Genomic DNA, 17,276 nt, shown 5'->3' on the forward strand with positions numbered 1-17,276 from the left:
TCAGGTCTCCTGTTTCTTCAGCAGTAGCGCCGAGGCGCCCAGGATGACGGGAATGGCGATCAGCAGCGGCCAGAACGAGCTTTGCAGGTTGGAAAAATCCAGGGCCTTGCTGAAGACGCCGCGGCTGATGGTCAGCATGTGCGTGGCGGGGTAGATCTGCCCGATCAGGCGACCCGCGCCTTCCAGCGACGACACCGGGTTGAGCAGGCCGGCGAACTGCACCGCGGGTACCAGCGTGCCTATCATGGTGAAGAACAGCGCCGCGATCTGGCTGCGCGTGAAGGTGGAGGCCAAGAGGCCGATGGCGGTGGCCACCACGTTGTAGATCAGGGCGGCCACCAGCAGCGTCAGGAAGCTTCCAGTGATCGGCACCCCGAACAGCGTCACCGCCAGCAGCGTCATGAGCAGGAAATTCAGCATGGCCAGCGCCACGTAGGGCGCCTGTTTGCCCAGCAGGAATTCCAGCCGCGTGACGGGCGTCACGTACAGATTGATGATGGAGCCCAGTTCCTTTTCGCGCACCACCGCCAGCGCGGTCAGCATCGCCGGCATCATCAGAAGCAGCAGCGGGATCACCGCAGGCACCATGGCGGGCAGGCTGCGCACGTCCGGGTTGTAGCGGAAGCGCGTCTCTATGCTGACGGGCAGGGTGGCCCCCGCGCCCAGGCGTTCGCGCGCCTGCTGCATCAGCCAGCCCTGGTGCATGCCCAGCACGTAGCCGCGTATGGTCTCGGCGCGCTGCGGCATGGCGCCGTCGATCCAGACGCCGATCTGCGCGCCGTTGCCGCGTTCCGCGTCGCGGGCGAAGCCTTGCGGTATCTCGATGGCCAGCGACAATTCGCCGCTGCGCATGCGTGCGTCCATCTCCTCGTAGCTGGTGATGGGCGCGTGCTCGATGAAGTAGCGCGAGCCCGCCAGGTTCAGGCTGTAGTTGTGGCTCAGGCCGGTCTGGTCGCGGTCCATGACCGCGTAGCGCAGGTCCTCCACGTCCATGCTGATGCCGAAGCCCATCACGAACATCAGCAGCAGCGAGCCGGCCAGGGCCAGCGTGGCGCGCACCGGGTCGCGGCGCAGCTCCAGCGATTCGCGCCACATGTAGCTCAGCATGCGCTGCAGGCTGAATCCGCGGTGTTCCGGCGCCTCGGCGGGCGCGGGTTCCATGGCTGGCGCGGCTGCGTCGGGCGAGCCTTCCGGCTGGGTGCCGGCGCCCGCATCGATCAAGTAGGCGATGAATGCTTCTTCCAGCGTCTTGGCGCCGCGCATCCGCGTGATCTCATCCGGCGATGCGCTCACCAGCACCTTGCCCGCATGCATCAGCGACATGCGGTCGCAGCGCTGCGCCTCGTTCATGAAGTGGGTGGAAATGAAGATGGTGACCTGGTCGTGGCGCGCCAGCGCGATCAGCAGCCGCCAGAAATTGTCGCGCGCGACCGGGTCCACGCCCGAGGTCGGCTCGTCCAGGATCAGCAGTTCGGGCTTGTGCACCATGGCCACCGCCAGCGACAGCCGCTGGCGCACGCCCATGGGCAGGTTCTCGGGCAGGGTGTCCAGCACTTCACCCAGGTCGAAGCGTCGCGCCATCTCGTCCACGCGCGCCGGGATTTCGGACTCCGGCACGTGGAACAGGCGCGCATGCAGCACCAGGTTCTGCTTCACGGTCAGTTCCCCATACAGCGAGAACGCCTGCGACATATAGCCCACGCGGCGGCGCGTATCGATGTTGCGGGGATCGACCTCGGCGCCGAACAGCCAGGCCTGGCCCTCGCTGGCGGGCAGCAGGCCCGTCAGCATTTTCATGGTGGTGGACTTGCCGCAGCCGTTGGAGCCCAGGAAGCCGAAGATCTCGCCCTTGCGGATGCGGAAGTTGACGTGATCCACCGCGACGAAGTCGCCAAAGCGCATGGTCAGGTCGCGCGCTTCGATGGCGATCTCGGCGTCGTCGTCGATGGCCAGCGGCATGATCTCCACCGGCTTGTGGCCGCGGCGCTTTTCCTCGGGCAGCAGCGCGATGAAGGCAGCTTCCAGCGAATCCGCGCCGGTGCGTTGTTGCAGTTCGGCGGGCGTGCCGGTGGCCAGCACCCGGCCCTCGTCCATGGCGATCAGCCAGTCGAAGCGTTGCGCCTCGTCCATGTAGGCCGTGGCCACGATCACGCTCATGCCGCTGCGTTCGCGGCGGATCTGGTTGATCAGGTCCCAGAACTGCGCGCGCGCCAGCGGGTCCACGCCGGTGGTGGGTTCGTCCAGGATCAGCAGGTCGGGGTCGTGGATCAGGGCGCAGCACAGGCCCAGCTTCTGCTTCATGCCGCCCGACAGCTTGCCGGCGGGACGCGACAGGAAGGCCGACATGCCGGTGCTGCGGGTCAGACTGTCGATGCGCCGGCGGCGCTCGGCTTCGTCATGGCCGAACAGGCGGCCGAAGAACTGCAGGTTCTCTTCGACAGACAGCGTGGGATACAGGTTCTTGCCCAGGCCCTGCGGCATATAGGCGATGCGCGGGCAGACGGCGTCGCGGTGGCGGCGGCTGGCCATGTCGCCATCCAGCACGTCCACGCGACCTTCCTGCACGGCGCGCGAACCGGCGATCAAGGCCAGCAGGCTGGACTTGCCCACGCCGTCCGGGCCGATCAGCCCGACCATGCGTCCCGCAGGAATGTCCAGCGTGATGCCGTCCAGCGCCACCGTCTTGCCGTAGCGCAGGCTGACGCCGGACAGCGTCACCACGGGGGCGGTGTCCGGGGCGGCCATCAGGGCACCTGGACTTCAAGGTTGGCGGGCCATTTCGCATCGGCGTCGAGCTTCAGCCAGGCCACGCCCGGCAGGCCGGTCTTGACCTGCTTCAGGTGGCGCTGCAGCAGCTCGGGGCTGATCTGGGCCTTGACGCGGAACATCAGCTTCTGCCGTTCGCTGGCGGTCTCCACCGTCTTGGGCGTGAATTGCGCGGTGCTGGCCACGAAGGACACCTTGGCGGGAATGACGTATTGCGGCGCGGCGTCGAGGATGATGCGCACGTCCTGACCCAACGCCACGCGGCCGGCCGCCTGCTCGGGCAGGAAGAACGTCATGTAGACGTCGGACAGGTCCACCATGTTCAGCACCTTGCCGCCCGCGCCCAGCACTTCGCCGGGCTGCGCCACGCGGTATTGCACGCGGCCGTCGCGCGGCGCGCGCAGCTCGCTGTCGGCGATGTCGGCTTCGATGCGGGCGATGGTGGCCAGCGCTGCGGTGACGGCGGATTGCGCACCGATCTCGGCGGCGCGCGCGGCGTCGATGGCGGCTTGCGCGGCCTTGACCTGCGCGCGGGCGGCATGCACCGAGGCTTGCGCGCTGCGCACGCGGGCGCGGTCATCGTCCAGTTCCTGGATGGACGAGGCGCCTTCCTTGGACAGCGTCTCGGAGCGCGCCAGGCGGCGGCGCGCGGCGTCCAGCTCGCTTTCGCGCTGCACCACCACGGCCTCGGCGGCCAGCTTGTCGCTCTCGCGCTGCGCCACTTGCGCGCTGGCGCTGGCCGCGCCGTTGACGGCCTGCTGGTGCTGGGCGCGGGCTTCCTCGCGCTGCGCCTGCAAGGTGTCGATCTGCATGCGCGCCAGCGGCTGCCCGGCCGTGACGAAGTCGCCCTCGACCGCCAGCACCTCCTGCACGCGGCCGGCCAGCTTGGCGGCCACGTCGATTTCGGTGGCTTCGATGCGGCCGTTGCCGCTGATGAAGCCCTCGCCCGGGCCGCTGTCGGACAGCAGCCGCCAGCCGTAGTAGCCGCCGGCGGCGACCGCCAGGGCGATCAGGACAGGGACCAGTTTTTTTGTAGGCAGGCGCATTTGGGATCCTTGGTTCTTGGTTTATCGGGGGCTGGCGTCTTGCGCGGCGGCGGCTGCGGTCTGGGGCGCGGCGGGCGCTTGCGTGCCTCCGCCCAGTGCCGCATACAGCCGGACCCGGCTGGACAGCAGCGCACGGCGTGTCTGCGCGAGCTTCTGCTGGGCCGCCAACAGGTCGCGCTGCGCGTCCAGCACCTCCAGGTAGGGCGAGGCGCCATGGTCGTAGCGCAGCTGCGCCAGGCGGGCGCGCTCGCTCTGCGCCGCCACGGTGGCGCGCAGCACGTCGACCTGCTCAGCCAGCCAGTAACGGGCGGACAGTGCGTCGGACACGTCCTTGAAGGCGGTCTGTATGGTTTGTTCGTAGGCGGCCACGGCCTGGTCGCGGCGCGCTTCGGTCAGGTCCAGGTTGGAAGAACGGCGGCCGGCGTCGAAGATCGGCAGGCTGATGCTGGGCGCGAAATTCCAGGCGCGGCTGCCGCCCGAGAACAGGCCGTCCAGCTCGCTGCTGGCGGTGCCGAAGGCGCCGGTCAGGGTGATGGTGGGCAGGAACGCGGCGCGGGCCGCGCCGATATTGGCGTTGGCCGCCTTGAGTTGATGCTCGGCGGCGACGATGTCGGGGCGGTTGACCAGCAGGTCCGAAGGCAGGCCGGCCGGCAGTTCGCGCATGACGGAATCATCGTCCAGGCGCGTGGGCAACCTGGGCAGGTTCAGGGGCGCGCCCACCAGCAGTTCCAGCGCGTTGGCTTGAGCAGCGCGGGTCTGTTCCAGGTCCGCGCCCAGCGCCTTGGCCTGCTGCCATAGCGTCTCGACCTGGGTCAGGTCCAGCTTGGAGATCGCGCCTTCTTCGAAACGGCGGCGGAAGATGCGCAGCGACTCTGCGCGCGAGGCGATGGTCTCGCGCGTCAGCGCCAGGCGTTCGTCCAGTTCGCGCAGGGACAGGTAGCTGTCCGCCACTTCCGCGATCAGGCTCAGCGTGGCGGCCCGCGCGGCGGCGTCGGAGGCCAGGTAGTTCTGTAATGCGGCGTCCTTCAGGCTGCGCACGCGGCCCCAGAAGTCCAGCTCCCAGCTGGCCATGCCCAGGCCCACCTGATATTGGCTGGAAACCTGCGGCTGCCCCGTCAGGTTCAGGTCGCCCGGCACGCGGGCTCGGGACCCGTCCGCCTGCACGCCTATGGTGGGGAACTGGTCGGCGCGCTGTATGCCATACAGCGCGCGCGCTTCTTCCACGCGCAGCAGGGCGCGGCGCAGGTCGCGGTTGTTGGCCAGGGCGCTGGATATCAGCGTCTGCAGCGCCGGGTCCGGGAAGTAGGTGCGCCAGCCGGTCTCGGCCGCCGCGGCGGCGCTGGCGGCCGTCGCTTCGGAGCCCGGGGCCGCATAGGCGGCGGGCACGGGCAGGGCGGGGCGGTTGTAATCGGGCGCCATGGAAACGCAGCCGCTGGCCAGCAGCGTCAGTAAGGCTGCGGGAACGAAGCGCGCGGCGATCGTGGCCGGAAACGGTCGGCGTGTCATGCGGGGTCTCTCCAGCGCGTGGGCCGGGCGCGTCCCTGGGCAGGCAGGCTTGTGGCGCCGCCTTCGGGGCGGACCCGGCACCGGGTTCATGCTTGCAGCAATTGTGCAGCGCGGCGGCTGCGCATTCCTTGACCAGGATCAAAGTAACGACTGACTGGTCGGTTTTTAATAAACCGCACATGCACAGGGAGCAGAGTGATGGTCATGCAGCGCCGTCGTCTTCCTCCGGCGGTGCGGGTCGGGCAGATTCTCGACGCCGCGCTCCAGGAGTTCTCGCAAGCGGGCTATGCCGGCGCCAGGATGGATGACATCGCGCTGCGGGCAGGACTGTCCAAGGGCGGGCTCTATGCGCATTTCGACAGCAAGGAAGCCGTCTTCGAGGCCCTGCTGGCGCGTCACCTCAGCCCCTCGCGGCTCGACGTGGACGCGGTGGTGGACGGCGCCGAGTCGCCGCGCCATCTGGCCGAACGCATCGTCAATCATCTCTACGTCAGCCTGGGCAATCCGGCCATGATCAGCACCATGCGGCTGCTGCTGGCCGAAAGCGGCCGCGTGCCGCACCTGGCCGCGCGTTGGCGGCAGGAGACCGCGGAGGCGCACCAGACCGACATTGCGCGGCTGCTGGAGCGCGCGCGGGCCCGCGGCCTGTGCGCGGACTGCGTGGCGCTCGAGCATCCCTGGCTGCTGTTGTCACCCATCGTGCACACCCTGGTCATGTCCGTGCTGATGGGGCCGGGCGAGCGCATCGACCTGCCCGAGCGGCGCCAGGCGCATGTGGCGCTGATCTGCGAACTTCTGCGGCGGGGATCGGCATGATGGACGGGCGCGGAGTTTCTTGACGCTGCGCCCCGCTTGGTGTCCTATCCAGACTGGTCGCGCGGCGGCCATGCACGACCTATCCGGCGAGGTGACATGGCGACATCGGGAGTGACAAGCGACACCCCATCCTGGCGTTATCTGCCGGCGGCCCTGGCATTGATTCTGCCCATCCTGGCCTGCGTCGGCTGGACCTGGCTGCTGGCCCACAGCGCGCAGCGGCTCGAAGGCGAGACCGCGGCGCGCATCGTGCGCGCCCAGGCCGAGAGCATCCTCGCGCAGTCCCAGGACATGCTGGGGCGGGTGACGGAGCTTGCGGGCAAGCCCTGCGCCGAGGTCTTGCCGGTGCTGCAGCGCTGGGGCACCTTGAACCCGTACTTCCGTTCCCTGGTCCTGGTCCGGGACAAGCGCGTGTATTGCTCATCGGCCGTGGGAGCCGTGGACGCATCGCTCGACGATTTCAGCAAATGGAAGGTCGACGTGTCGTCGCCGCAATGGCAGACGTCCGTGGCCGGCACGCCGCTGGCGCCCGACCGTCCGGCCATTCTGTTGGGCAAGTCCAGCGCGGACGGCGCCAGCAGCGGCATCGTGGTGGTGGACGGCCGCTATGCGCAGGACCTGGTGAACGCGGTCGCCACCATGGACGACCTGCAATTGGAACTGGTCGTCGGCAAACATGGCGCGCCGATCCGCAGCGACTCTTGGGGCGGCGCGGCGGCGCGCGCAGTGCCGTTGCGCGAGGAGGATGCGCGCGAGGACAGCGCGGCCGGCCTGAGAGTCAGCGTGCTGGCCCCGCCCGAAACCCTGGTGCGCGCATGGTCGCGCTCGATGGCGACGTATCTGCCGGTGGCGCTGCTGATCGGGCTGGGATTGGCGTTGGGCACGCACCGCCTGCAAGCCAGCAGGCGGTCGTTCAAGGAGCAGTTGCGCCGCGCGATGCGGGCCAACGAGTTCCAGGTGCATTACCAGCCGGTCTATGGCCAGGCCACGGGCCGCTGCGAGGGCGTGGAGGCTCTGATGCGCTGGGAGCGGCCGGGCATCGGGCCGGTACGTCCGGATGTCTTCATCGCCGAGGCCGAGGCCGAGGGCATGATCATTCCCCTGACCCAACACCTGCTCAAGTTGATCGAACGCGACATGGGCACATGGCCCACGCCGCCAGATTTCCATATTGGCGTGAACATCGCGGCCGAGCACTTGTCCAGTGCGGAACTGTTGCCTGACGTCCAGGCTTTCGTGGCCAAGGTCGCGGCGCGGCAGCCGCTGGTGGTGCTGGAGATCACCGAACGCAGCCTGATCGCGGACAACGGCCAGGCCCGGCGCAACATCGACGCCCTGCGCGCCCAGGGCGTGCGCGTGGCGATCGACGACTTCGGCACCGGACACTGTTCGCTGTCGTACCTGCAGAAGTTTCCGGTGGACTACCTGAAAGTCGACCAGGGCTTCGTGCAGGCCATCGGACCCGCGGGCGAAGAGGCGCCGGTGCTGGACGCCATCATCACGCTGGCGCATCGCCTGGGGCTGTCGGTGGTGGCGGAGGGTGTGGAAACGCCGTATCAGTTCGACTACCTGAAGGCGCGCGGCGTGGCGTTCATCCAGGGCTATCTGTTTGCGCGGCCCATGCCGTCGGCCGAGTTGGTGCGCTGGTATGCCGGGCATGAACAGCCCGGCGTCGCCTAGCCCTCAGACGGTTTTGCCGTTCGGGGCGGCCTTGGCGAAGAACAGGTCGGTGATGCTCTGGCTGTCCATGGGCTCGCCATTGATGGCGCGGGTCAGCAGCTCGGCGCCCAGCAGTTGCACGGAGAACACCAGGTCGGGATTCACCCGGCGGATCTTCTCCAGGTGCTTGCTGGTGTTGACGAGCGCCACCGTCTTGGCGCCGTTCTCGCCGCATGCTTCCTTGGCGGCCAGCACGATGAACGCGTTTTCGGCATCGTCGTCGCGCAGCGCCAGCACGTAGCGCGCGCGCGTCACGCCCGCATTGTGCAGCACGTCCACGCTGGAAGGATCGCCTTCGATCAGGTCCGTGGCCGCCGGGTATTCCTGCGGCACGCCGGGAGGCACGATGACGGTGACTTCGTCGCCGCGGCGCCGCAGGCCGTCATAGACGCTCATGGCGATGGGCGTCGCGCCCGCGATGATGATGTGATTTTTGCGCATGGCGGTGGAGAACCTGCCTTTGACCAGCCGTTTCAGATTGCCGCCGATCACCGGCCCGGCGATCGCGCTGATCGAGGTGGCGAAGATGGTGATGCCCAGGATGATAATCGACGCAGTGAACAGCCGCGCGGTGCCGCTGTGCGGGGTGATGTCGCCATAGCCCACGGTGGACATGGACACGATGGAAAAATAGAGCGCGGTGGTGGCGTCCGTGATGGGCGGGTTGAATTCGTTGCCAAGGTAGAGCGTGCCGAAGACCGCGTAGATCAGCAGCGACAGCATGCTGACCAGGGCGAACAGCGAACCCGCCGTGACGCTGGCCCGGTCGAAGCGGCGCCAGTAGGCGATCAGCGCGATGACCAGCACCAGCGTATAGATCCCCAGGCCGGCGCGGCCGCCGTCGCCCATGATGGCGAAGGTGCCGACGCCAATCAGCAGCACCAGGGAAAACGCCCAGGCGATGCGGGCTTTGAGGATCAGCCCCAACGCAATCACCTGCAGCCCCACCCCCAGCACCAGGCGCGGTATTTCCAGCAGGCCGACCACGCGCATGACCTCATGCCAGTTGTCGATGGCGAGCCAGAAACCATACTCCCGTGCGCGCACCTCGCGCAGTACGGGATGCATGAAGGCATAGCCGTCCAGCGCCACCAGGATGGCCAGGCACCAGTTGGGCGGAAACAGCGCCAATAGCTTGCGCAGGCGATGCTTGAGGGGAACGGGCAGTATGGGCATGGGGTTGGGCGGGAACGGGTCCAGGTCCTTTGCCGGCATTGTAGGGGGCATGCCACCCTATATCAGATATGTATGGAAGGCTATCAACAAAGAATTACTGCAAACCTGCCCGAGGTCCTAAACTGCCTCCATCACGCGGCTATCCGAGAGGAACGCCGCTGATAAGGGCGGGACGTGCGCTGTTTTGGCTGGCGGACGAATCGTCTGGCGTTGATCACGTTGCAGCTTGTGCCGGGACTAGAGACCCGGCCCGGGCTCACGGTCTGACCGTACGTGAGCAGTATGAGGCACGAATGTTGGAATCGCGTGATCCAGGTAGTAGGCATCAGTGCCGGCTGATGACTCCAGGCTCACGTGTTGTTTTAGCGCGGCGTCTTAACCTTTCGAGGCAGCGCCGCGTTTTTTTCGTCCAGGCCCCTTGCGGGCCGGGCTTCAAGTGGACGCGTTCGCGTCAGCCGTTTCGCGGCGCCAGTCGTCCTGGGCCTCCAGCCGGCTCTCTTCCCCCACCACCCGAAAATCCAGGTCCAGCGCGATGTCCGCTGCGAACATGTAGCCCCAGCCATGCACGGCGCGGATCGGCAGCGTCATCTGGTTGGCCGTCGCCTTGCGCCGCAAGCGGCTGATCATGACGTCGACGAAGCGGCGCCGCGTGATGCCGTTGTCCGCCTCGTCCGCGCCATCCGCGTAGAAGGCGTCGCGGCTGACCTTGCGGTCGGGGGCGTTCACCAGCCGTGACAGGAAGTCGCGCTCGCCGGTGGTCAGTCCCAGGGTCCGGCCCGTGGGGCTGATCAGGGTCCAGCCCTTGTTCGCCAGGCGCCAGGTTTCGTGCATGGGCTCATCCGGCCCGTGTCCGTCGGAGGCCGTATCCGCGCCGTCCAGCCCGACCGCGCGGCGCACCAGTGCCTGCAGTGCCGCCGCCAGTTCCAGGCCCGATACGTCCGGCGGCAAGCAGGCGTCCGCGCCGCATAACAGCGTACGGATGCGGCTTTCGGCGTCGGCGAAAGTGGCGATGGCGACGATGCCCAGGCCGCGGTCGATTGCGCGCAGCCGGACCGCGGCATTGTGGATGTCGGGCAGCGGCGCTTTCAGGACCACCAGCGGGCTGGGGCGGCGCGAGTATCTGTCGTAGACGTCGGCCAGGTCGTGGCAGCGGCGGACGTTGAAGCCCAGGTGGGCAAGGGCTTCGATGAGTCCGGCGTGCCTGGCATCGTCGTGACCCAGAAAGATGACATCCAGCGTGTTGTTCATTGAGGCTTCCAATGAGGAAACGGGGCGTGGCTGCTGTGCCTGATGCCTGGGCGTGGCGCTGCGAATCAATCCCGTCTCCCTGTGCTGCGCGCCGGGGCGCGAGAGCGCCGGGCGGTGTTGTTCGGATGGGCGCGAGGCCGGGGGAATTGCCCCTGGTTTCGTGCTTTCGCCGCTGGCCGCCCATGCTTCGATGCTGCTTGGAAGTCACGCCCGTGTTTCATTTAAACACGGGTGTGTTTTTTTGTGAAGATACGTTTCTGTAGTTTCTGACAGTAACAGAAAGCGCGGGTGGCGCGCCATGGAAACGCTTGAAATTGTGCTTTGGTCGGGGAGTCCGCTGTTAACTCATTATGTATCGCCGATACATTATTTTCCATTTTGAATACTGGAAACGCCATAAACTCGCGCAGGTTTTTCCCTGGCAAGGCGCCGCCGTGCAGGCCGCGGCCGCTGCGCGGCGATGCCGATGTGGCGATGCAAGCCAATGATAGATATGGTTTTTTTGAGGGCGGGTGAAAGCTCTGCCACGCGCCTGGCGTGCTCGCAGGCAGCTGGCTGGCGCGATTTACGGATTAGCCCCGCAATTGGGGTTTAATCCGTTTGTTTGGCGCCGGTGCCGCGATGTTTTAATCAAATAAATAAATTCTTATTAATGTCTCGGGTTGATCGAGTGGACACGTTTAGCCATCGTCTGCGCAACGCAAGAATGCTACAGGGATGGACTCAAAAGGACTTGGCGGCCGCGAGCAGCCTGTCGCAAAGCGCCATCGGCAACTACGAAAGCGGGCAGCGCCGGCGGCCGTCGAGCGACGCCCTGATCAAGCTGACCCGCGCGCTGTGCGTCCATCCCATGTGGCTCAGCACCGGCGAAGGGCCGATGTCGAATCCGGATGCCGGTGCCAGCCTGGCGGACGGGGAGCGTGTGGCGCTGCCCGCCGCCTGGCCGTTCGAAACCATCTCCTATGCCACCTATGCGCGCCTGAGTTCCCACGAAAAGCGGCAGATCGAACAGGTGCTGGCCGCCTACATCAAGGCACGCGGCGAATAGACCCGAGGGGCTGCGCGGGCGCGCTGGCGGGACGCCGCCGGGAGCCGGCCGCCGGCGTCTGCGCATCGTCGTCGGTGCGCAGGCGGCTGCGCAGGCGTTCCACGGGATCCGCAATCACGCTGTTGAGCAGGGCCGAGAAGGCAATGGTGCTGGTGATCACCAGGGCCGAGAACAGCAGCGGCTGATCCAGATGCGCCTCTTCAAGCATCCACTTGAAGAACATGATCACCAGCGAATGGCAGATGTAGATCGGGTAGCTCAGCTCGCCTATGGCTTTGTCCAGCCTGTGGCGCGACTGGAACAGGAAGGCCAGCGGCAACAGCGCCACGAACAGCAGCACGGCCAGGCCGTCGCGCACGTTGTGGTTCATGGCGATCGAGAAGTGCAGCACACAGTAGGCCGCCAGCACGGCAGTGCCGATCTCGGGCAGGCGCTTTACGCGCTGCGTCCAAGCTTTGTAGCGCGGCAACAGCACCTGGTGCGACAGCGAACCGAGCAGGAACAGCGCCAGCTCCGTCGGAAAGAACCGGTAGGTCCAGGGGTCGCTCAAGCCTATGCCGGTGGCGATAAGCACGCCGCGCAGCGCCAATGATGCAGCCAGCAACGCCAGCAGCCGCCGCGGCGAATGCAGGATGAAGGGAGCGACCAGGTAGAAGCTCATCTCCACGCCCAGCGTCCAGGCCTGCGGCACCAGCAATCCTTCGTAGAGCGGCACTTCGCTGTGCGCGAAGCTGCCGGTGAACGCCAGCGCGGAATGCTCGATGCCGAAGAACATGAGCCAGTCCTGGCCCATGATGAAAATGTTGGAAAGCACCAGGAACAGCTCGGCGCTGAAGGGCAGGGCGTCGTAGATGCGGAAGAATGCGCCGCCGCTCATCACATGTGCCGCAAGCGTCAGCGCGGCGACCGCAAGATAGATCGGGAACAGGCGCAGGAAACGGTTTGCATAGAACTTGCCCACCGCGCCTTGATAGTGATCGGTGGCGGTGAGTACATAGGAAATCAGAAAGCCAGAAATGACGTAGAACAGCTGTACCGCGAGACGGCCGCCTACCAGGTGGTCGGTGGCACCTGCGCCCAGATGGTCCAGCACCACTGACAATGCCAACAAGGTTCTCAAAAAGCCCATCGCCGTGTCTCCCCGGATTGATCTTATTTTTGGCTCCCTTGAGGAGCCGGACACCTGCGCCTGCGGTCGTTGCGATCGGCGTCCGTACCCTTGCGTGCCGGCCTGGCCCGGATGGCGATCTGTACTGATTCTGCGCGTCGACATGCGCCGCCGCCATGGGGCGTTCGATGCAGCAAGGCCATGCAATTGGAGCGTGGCGCCAGCTCGCCGTGCTGCTTTTGGATACCGCTTATGGGCTGAGGACGCGCGTGCTAGGCCACAAGGCCGGTTACAGTCGGGGTATGTGAAATTGATGGAGTTCCGTACATGCCTAAGCTCTTGTCCACGCGCTGCCGCTTGCTTGGTCCGGCTCTGCTGGCCGCGGCCCTGGCCGGCTGCGCAGGAACGACCGGAGGCGCGCGCCCGCAAGGCGCCGCCGCGGCCAATGCCGCCAGCAGCGCGGATTCTCTGGCCCAGACCAGTTGGGAACTGGTGCGCTGGACGCAGGTGGGTGGCGCACTGCGCGACATTCCGCACGGCGACAACGGCGAACCCGTGCGCCTGACGTTCCTGGCGCAGGGCAAGCAATACCGCGTCAATGGTTTTGCCGGCTGCAACCGCTACATGGGCACTTACAAGCTCGAAGGCGGCAAGCTCTACATCGACGCCCCGGCCGCCACGCGCATGGCCTGCCCCGCGCCTGAACGCGCCCGCCTGGAGGCGGACTATCTGCGCGGCCTGAGTGCCATCGACACGTTCACGTTGGACAACGGCGGGGCGCCGCGGCATCTGACCTTCAACCTGCGCGGCGGCGACGTGCTGGAATTCGTGCGCCGGCAAGATCCGCCCACGCCCTGACGTGGCCGGCGCAGCGCGTATCAAAGAGTGTTAAGCCGTGAAAAGCGGTGCCGGAGCCAGCCTACAATGGCGTGGACCGGCCCGCCGCCACGCGCGGGCCTGGCATTCCTCGTTTTTCCGGGAGATTCTCATGCCCTTTGCCGCGTCCCTGCGCTGGCTTGCGCCTTGCCTGTTGTCCATTGGACTGGCCGCCTGCTCGTCGCCGCCCCAGCGCGCCGCGGATGGACAGGATCCCCGTTTCCAGCCGGCCTCCGCCTCTGACATGCTGGCGCAGACCAACTGGGACCTGGCGCGCTGGACTTTGCCGGGCGGCGGCTTGCGGCAGATTCCCCATCCGTCTTCCAATTCGCGTCCGCTCACGGCCAGCTTCATCCATGACCAGGGCTCGCCGCGTATCTCCGGTTTTTCTGGCTGCAACCAGTACAACGGTTCCTATACCGTCGCCAACGGTCTTCTGATCGTGCAGGGACGTCCGGTGTCGACCATGATGGCCTGCGCGCCGCAGAACATGAAACTGGAGCAGGACTTCCTGGCCGCGCTGACCAGCATCACCGCCACGTCGGTGGACAACGCCAATAATCCGCAGCGCATGACCTGGGTGCTCAGCTCGGGCGACAGGCTGGACTTCGGGCGTCGCACCGATCCCATCGCGGGCGGTCAGCAGGGGCCGACCAAACTGGTCTACGTGAACTCGGAACGGGTGCCCTGCACCGCTGGCGCGGGCCGCGCCATGTGCTACCAAGTGCGCGACGGCGCGGGGCAGCCCTGGCAGCTCTGGTACGGTGAAATCACGGGTTTCAACTTCCAGCCTGGCGTGCGCTACCGCTTGCGCGTGGTCGAGGTCCGTAACCCGAATCCGCCGGCCGACGCGTCGACGCTGAACTGGGTGCTGGACGCCGTGGTCGAGCAGGAAATCGTCAATCGTTGAGCGGGATCAAGTGGGGCGGCGGGCGGGGAAAACCGCCCAGCGTTTACTATTACGCCTTTCGCCGCCCGCTTTTTTCCGCTTTTCCATGACTGCCGTCGTCAATATCGCCGCTTACAAATTCGTTTCGCTGGATGCCCTGCCGGCGTTGCGCGCCCGCCTTCTGGATGAGGCCGGCGTGGCCGGGCTCAAGGGCACCATCCTGTTGGCCGAAGAGGGCATCAATCTGTTCCTGGCGGGGGCGGCGGACGGCATCGACGCCTTCCTGCGCACGCTGCGCGCCGATCCGCGCTTTGCCGATCTGGAAGTGAAGTTCAGCCACAGCGACACCGTGCCGTTCCGCAAGCTGCTGGTGAAGATCAAGCGCGAGATCATCCGCATGGACCACCCGGCGATCCGCCCCGAGGCAGGCCGCGCGCCCGGCGTGGACGCGCGCACGCTGGCGCGCTGGCTGGAAGCCGGCGTGGACGACGCCGGACGGCCCGTGGTCATGCTGGACACGCGCAACGCCTTCGAGGTCGACGAAGGCACCTTCAAGAATGCCATCGACTGGCGCATCGAGCGCTTTACGCAGTTTCCCGCGGCGGTGCAGGCGCACCGGGCGGAATTCGAGGGCAAGACGGTGGTCAGTTTCTGCACCGGCGGAATCCGCTGCGAGAAGGCCGCCATCTACATGAACGAAGTCGGCATTCAGAACGTCTACCAGCTAGACGGCGGCATTCTCAAGTACTTCGAGGAAACCGGCGGCCCGGGCTATGACGGCAAGTGCTTCGTCTTCGACGAGCGCATTTCGCTGGATCCGGCGCTGGCGCCCAGCAAGGCGTAAACGCAGAACTCCAATGACAAAGAGCCCGCATCAGCGGGCTCTTTGCATTCAGCGCGGCGTTGCGGGTTCAGCGCACGCGCATGCCGGGCTTGGCGCCGGGGAACGGCTCCAGCACGTAGATGCCGGCGTCCACCGATTCATCCGCGTGGCTGGCGGCCAGCACCATGCCTTCGGACACGCCGAACTTCATCTTGCGCGGGGCCAGGTTGGCCACCAGCACGGTCAGCTTGCCGATCAGGTCTTCGGGCTTGTAGGCCGACTTGATGCCCGAGAACACGTTGCGGTGGCGGCCTTCGCCGGCATCCAGGGTCAGGCGCAGCAGCTTGGTCGAGCCTTCCACGTGTTCGCAGTTGACGATCTGCGCGATGCGCAGGTCGACGCGGGCGAAGTCGTCGATCGAGATGGTCTCGGCGATGGGCTCGCCGCCGGGCACCACCACGGGGGCGGCGGGCGGCTCGAACAGGTCTTCCAGCATCTGCGGTTCGACGCGCTGCATCAGGTGCTTGAACGGCGCCACGCGCTGCGGCAGCACGGCGGCGTCGGCCCAGGTGAACGGCGCCTGCGCGCCGAACAGTTCCAGGGCCACGCGTTCAGCCAGCTCGGGCAGCACCGGCGCCAGCATCACGGACAGCGCCTTGAAGCCCGCCAGCGAGCGCGAGCAGATGTCCTGCAGGGCGGCCTTCTGCGCGTCATCGGCCGTGGCGATGCCCTTGGCCAGGACCCAGGGCTGGGCCGTGTCGAACGCCTGGTTGAGGCGATCGGCGTAGGCCATGATTTCGCGGATGGCGCGGTTGTATTCGCGGGCTTCCAACGCGGCGCGGATGGACTCCGCCTGTTCGGCGTACTCCGCGGCCAGCGCCGAGGTGTCGCCCGAATAGCCGAGGACTCCATCGAAATGCTTGGTGATGAAGCTGGCGGCGCGGCTGGCGATGTTGACGTACTTGCCGATCAGATCGCTGTTGACGCGGGCGATGAAGTCCTCGGGGTTGAAGTCCATGTCTTCGACCCGTGCGTTCAGCTTGGCGGCGATGTAGTAGCGCATCCATTCGGCGTTCATGCCGAGTTCCAGGTAGCGCAGCGGCGAAATGCCGGTGCCGCGGCTCTTGGACATCTTCTCGCCGCTGACGGTGATGAAGCCGTGTACGTTCACGGCATCCGGCGTCTTGCGGCCGGCGAACTTCAGCATCGCGGGCCAGAACAGCGCGTGGAAATACACGATGTCCTTGCCGATGAAATGGACCTGCTCGGTGGGGCCGGCCGGATCGAGCAGCTTGTCGAAGTCCAGGCCCTTGACCGCGCAATACGACTTCAGCGAGGCCAGGTAGCCCACGGGGGCGTCCAGCCAGACGTAGAAATACTTGCCTGGCGCGTCCGGGATCTCGATGCCGAAGTAGGGCGCGTCGCGCGAGATGTCCCAGTCGCCCAGCTTGGCCTCGCCATCGTCCGAGCCCAGCCATTCGCGCGTCTTGGCCAGCATTTCAGGCTGCAGGTGCTTGCCGCCGGCGGCGTTGGAGCCGGTGGTCCATTGCTGCAGGAATTCCACGCAACGCGGATCGGACAACTTGAAGAAGAAGTGGTCCGAGGACTTCAGCACCGGCGTGGCGCCGGTCAGCGCCGAGTACGGGTTGATCAGCTCGGTGGGCGCGTAGACCGCGCCACAGACCTCGCAGGAATCGCCGTACTGGTCCTTGGCGTGGCACTTGGGGCACTCGCCCTTGATGTAGCGGTCGGCCAGGAACATGCCCTTGACCGGATCGTAGAACTGCTCGATGGAGCGGGTTTCGATCAGGTCCTGGGCCTTGAGCGCGCGATAGATGTCTTGCGACAGGACGACGTTTTCGGCCGAATCGGTGGAGTGCCAGTGGTCGAAACGGATGTGAAAGCCGTTCAGGTACTGCGGGCGCTCGGCAGCGTAGCGCGCCACCAGGGCCTGCGGCGTGATGCCTTCCTTTTCCGCCTTCAGCATGATGGGCGCGCCGTGCGCGTCATCCGCACCCACGAAGTGCACCGTGTGGCCCGCCATTCGCATCGAACGAACCCAGATATCGGCCTGGATGTACTCCATGATGTGGCCGATGTGGAAAGATCCGTTGGCGTAGGGCAGCGCAGTGGTGACAAAAAGGGTGCGAGACATGGTTGTCTTTGGAGGTTGAGGGAAAAAGGGGGTAGACCGGCCATTTTAGGGCAAGCGCGGGGACTTGCCCGGCAGCGCCCCATCAATGGCTCAACCCGCC

At 66.4% G+C, this 17,276-nt stretch carries 13 protein-coding genes; 6 read left to right on the forward strand and 7 right to left on the reverse strand.

Annotation, left to right across the window (positions count from 1 at the left end):
• Genes rbbA through IPU70_RS27575 form a run of 3 tightly spaced genes read right to left on the reverse strand, consistent with a single transcriptional unit; the run spans position 1 to position 5,318 of the window.
• Positions 1-2,745, reverse strand: coding sequence for a ribosome-associated ATPase/putative transporter RbbA (gene rbbA / locus IPU70_RS27565; RefSeq protein WP_207472446.1), 2,745 nt, complete (start codon positions 2,743-2,745; stop codon positions 1-3).
• Positions 2,745-3,812 (reverse strand): HlyD family secretion protein, encoded by a 1,068-nt coding sequence (locus tag IPU70_RS27570; RefSeq protein ID WP_207472447.1) that lies wholly within the window; start codon positions 3,810-3,812, stop codon positions 2,745-2,747. The genes rbbA and IPU70_RS27570 overlap by 1 nt, the downstream gene beginning before the upstream one ends.
• Before the next feature lie 21 nt (positions 3,813-3,833).
• On the reverse strand, positions 3,834-5,318 hold the full coding sequence (locus tag IPU70_RS27575; protein WP_207472448.1) for an efflux transporter outer membrane subunit: 1,485 nt from the start codon (positions 5,316-5,318) through the stop codon (positions 3,834-3,836).
• A gap of 198 nt (positions 5,319-5,516) precedes the next feature.
• On the opposite strand from IPU70_RS27575, the gene IPU70_RS27580 reads away from it, so the two are divergent.
• Complete coding sequence (locus tag IPU70_RS27580; RefSeq protein WP_207472449.1) at positions 5,517-6,134, forward strand: TetR/AcrR family transcriptional regulator; 618 nt, start codon at positions 5,517-5,519, stop codon at positions 6,132-6,134.
• 96 nt (positions 6,135-6,230) lie between these two features.
• Entirely contained in the window at positions 6,231-7,814 is a 1,584-nt protein-coding gene (locus IPU70_RS27585; RefSeq protein WP_207472450.1) for an EAL domain-containing protein, read from the forward strand.
• Positions 7,815-7,817: 3 nt separating this feature from the next.
• On the opposite strand, the gene kch is transcribed toward IPU70_RS27585, so the two are convergent.
• Positions 7,818-9,029: a voltage-gated potassium channel protein gene (gene kch, locus IPU70_RS27590; protein WP_207472498.1), complete on the reverse strand. Its 1,212-nt coding sequence runs from the start codon at positions 9,027-9,029 to the stop codon at positions 7,818-7,820.
• Positions 9,030-9,461: 432 nt separating this feature from the next.
• Positions 9,462-10,277, reverse strand: coding sequence for a winged helix-turn-helix domain-containing protein (locus IPU70_RS27595; RefSeq protein WP_207472451.1), 816 nt, complete (start codon positions 10,275-10,277; stop codon positions 9,462-9,464).
• A gap of 652 nt (positions 10,278-10,929) precedes the next feature.
• Here IPU70_RS27595 and IPU70_RS27600 point away from each other — a divergent pair.
• Positions 10,930-11,325 (forward strand): helix-turn-helix domain-containing protein, encoded by a 396-nt coding sequence (locus IPU70_RS27600; protein ID WP_207472452.1) that lies wholly within the window; start codon positions 10,930-10,932, stop codon positions 11,323-11,325.
• On the opposite strand, the gene IPU70_RS27605 is transcribed toward IPU70_RS27600, so the two are convergent.
• On the reverse strand, positions 11,306-12,454 hold the full coding sequence (locus IPU70_RS27605) for an acyltransferase (protein WP_207472453.1): 1,149 nt from the start codon (positions 12,452-12,454) through the stop codon (positions 11,306-11,308). The genes IPU70_RS27600 and IPU70_RS27605 overlap by 20 nt on opposite strands.
• A gap of 306 nt (positions 12,455-12,760) precedes the next feature.
• Between IPU70_RS27605 and IPU70_RS27610 the strand changes: the two genes are divergently transcribed.
• The 3 genes from IPU70_RS27610 (at position 12,761) to IPU70_RS27620 (ending at position 15,042) form a co-directional block, all read left to right on the forward strand.
• Positions 12,761-13,291, forward strand: a complete 531-nt coding sequence (locus IPU70_RS27610) for an META domain-containing protein (RefSeq protein ID WP_207472454.1) — start codon at positions 12,761-12,763, stop codon at positions 13,289-13,291.
• A gap of 130 nt (positions 13,292-13,421) precedes the next feature.
• Positions 13,422-14,219 carry an META and DUF4377 domain-containing protein gene (locus tag IPU70_RS27615; RefSeq protein ID WP_207472455.1) on the forward strand — a complete coding sequence of 266 codons (798 nt, stop codon included), beginning with the start codon at positions 13,422-13,424 and terminating at the stop codon, positions 14,217-14,219.
• An 85-nt stretch (positions 14,220-14,304) separates the two neighbouring features.
• The gene (locus IPU70_RS27620) at positions 14,305-15,042 is read left to right on the forward strand and encodes a sulfurtransferase (RefSeq protein ID WP_013396249.1); all 738 of its coding nucleotides are present in this window, start codon (positions 14,305-14,307) and stop codon (positions 15,040-15,042) included.
• A 67-nt stretch (positions 15,043-15,109) separates the two neighbouring features.
• Here the strand turns inward: IPU70_RS27620 and metG are convergent, their stop codons facing one another.
• Positions 15,110-17,176 carry a methionine--tRNA ligase gene (gene metG, locus IPU70_RS27625; protein ID WP_207472456.1) on the reverse strand — a complete coding sequence of 689 codons (2,067 nt, stop codon included), beginning with the start codon at positions 17,174-17,176 and terminating at the stop codon, positions 15,110-15,112.
• Positions 17,177-17,276: the final 100 nt, after the last annotated feature.

The organism is Achromobacter sp. SD115, assembly GCF_017355315.1.
Classification (GTDB): Bacteria; Pseudomonadota; Gammaproteobacteria; order Burkholderiales; family Burkholderiaceae_B; genus Achromobacter; species Achromobacter xylosoxidans_B.

Coding starts and splice junctions, on each gene's coding strand:
- rbbA (WP_207472446.1), bottom strand. CDS start 2,745: ATGGCCGCCCCGGACACCGCCCCCGTGGTGACGCTGTCCGGCGTCAGC.
- IPU70_RS27570 (WP_207472447.1), bottom strand. CDS start 3,812: ATGCGCCTGCCTACAAAAAAACTGGTCCCTGTCCTGATCGCCCTGGCG.
- IPU70_RS27575 (WP_207472448.1), bottom strand. CDS start 5,318: ATGACACGCCGACCGTTTCCGGCCACGATCGCCGCGCGCTTCGTTCCC.
- IPU70_RS27580 (WP_207472449.1), top strand. CDS start 5,517: ATGGTCATGCAGCGCCGTCGTCTTCCTCCGGCGGTGCGGGTCGGGCAG.
- IPU70_RS27585 (WP_207472450.1), top strand. CDS start 6,231: ATGGCGACATCGGGAGTGACAAGCGACACCCCATCCTGGCGTTATCTG.
- kch (WP_207472498.1), bottom strand. CDS start 9,029: ATGCCCATACTGCCCGTTCCCCTCAAGCATCGCCTGCGCAAGCTATTG.
- IPU70_RS27595 (WP_207472451.1), bottom strand. CDS start 10,277: ATGAACAACACGCTGGATGTCATCTTTCTGGGTCACGACGATGCCAGG.
- IPU70_RS27600 (WP_207472452.1), top strand. CDS start 10,930: ATGTCTCGGGTTGATCGAGTGGACACGTTTAGCCATCGTCTGCGCAAC.
- IPU70_RS27605 (WP_207472453.1), bottom strand. CDS start 12,454: ATGGGCTTTTTGAGAACCTTGTTGGCATTGTCAGTGGTGCTGGACCAT.
- IPU70_RS27610 (WP_207472454.1), top strand. CDS start 12,761: ATGCCTAAGCTCTTGTCCACGCGCTGCCGCTTGCTTGGTCCGGCTCTG.
- IPU70_RS27615 (WP_207472455.1), top strand. CDS start 13,422: ATGCCCTTTGCCGCGTCCCTGCGCTGGCTTGCGCCTTGCCTGTTGTCC.
- IPU70_RS27620 (WP_013396249.1), top strand. CDS start 14,305: ATGACTGCCGTCGTCAATATCGCCGCTTACAAATTCGTTTCGCTGGAT.
- metG (WP_207472456.1), bottom strand. CDS start 17,176: ATGTCTCGCACCCTTTTTGTCACCACTGCGCTGCCCTACGCCAACGGA.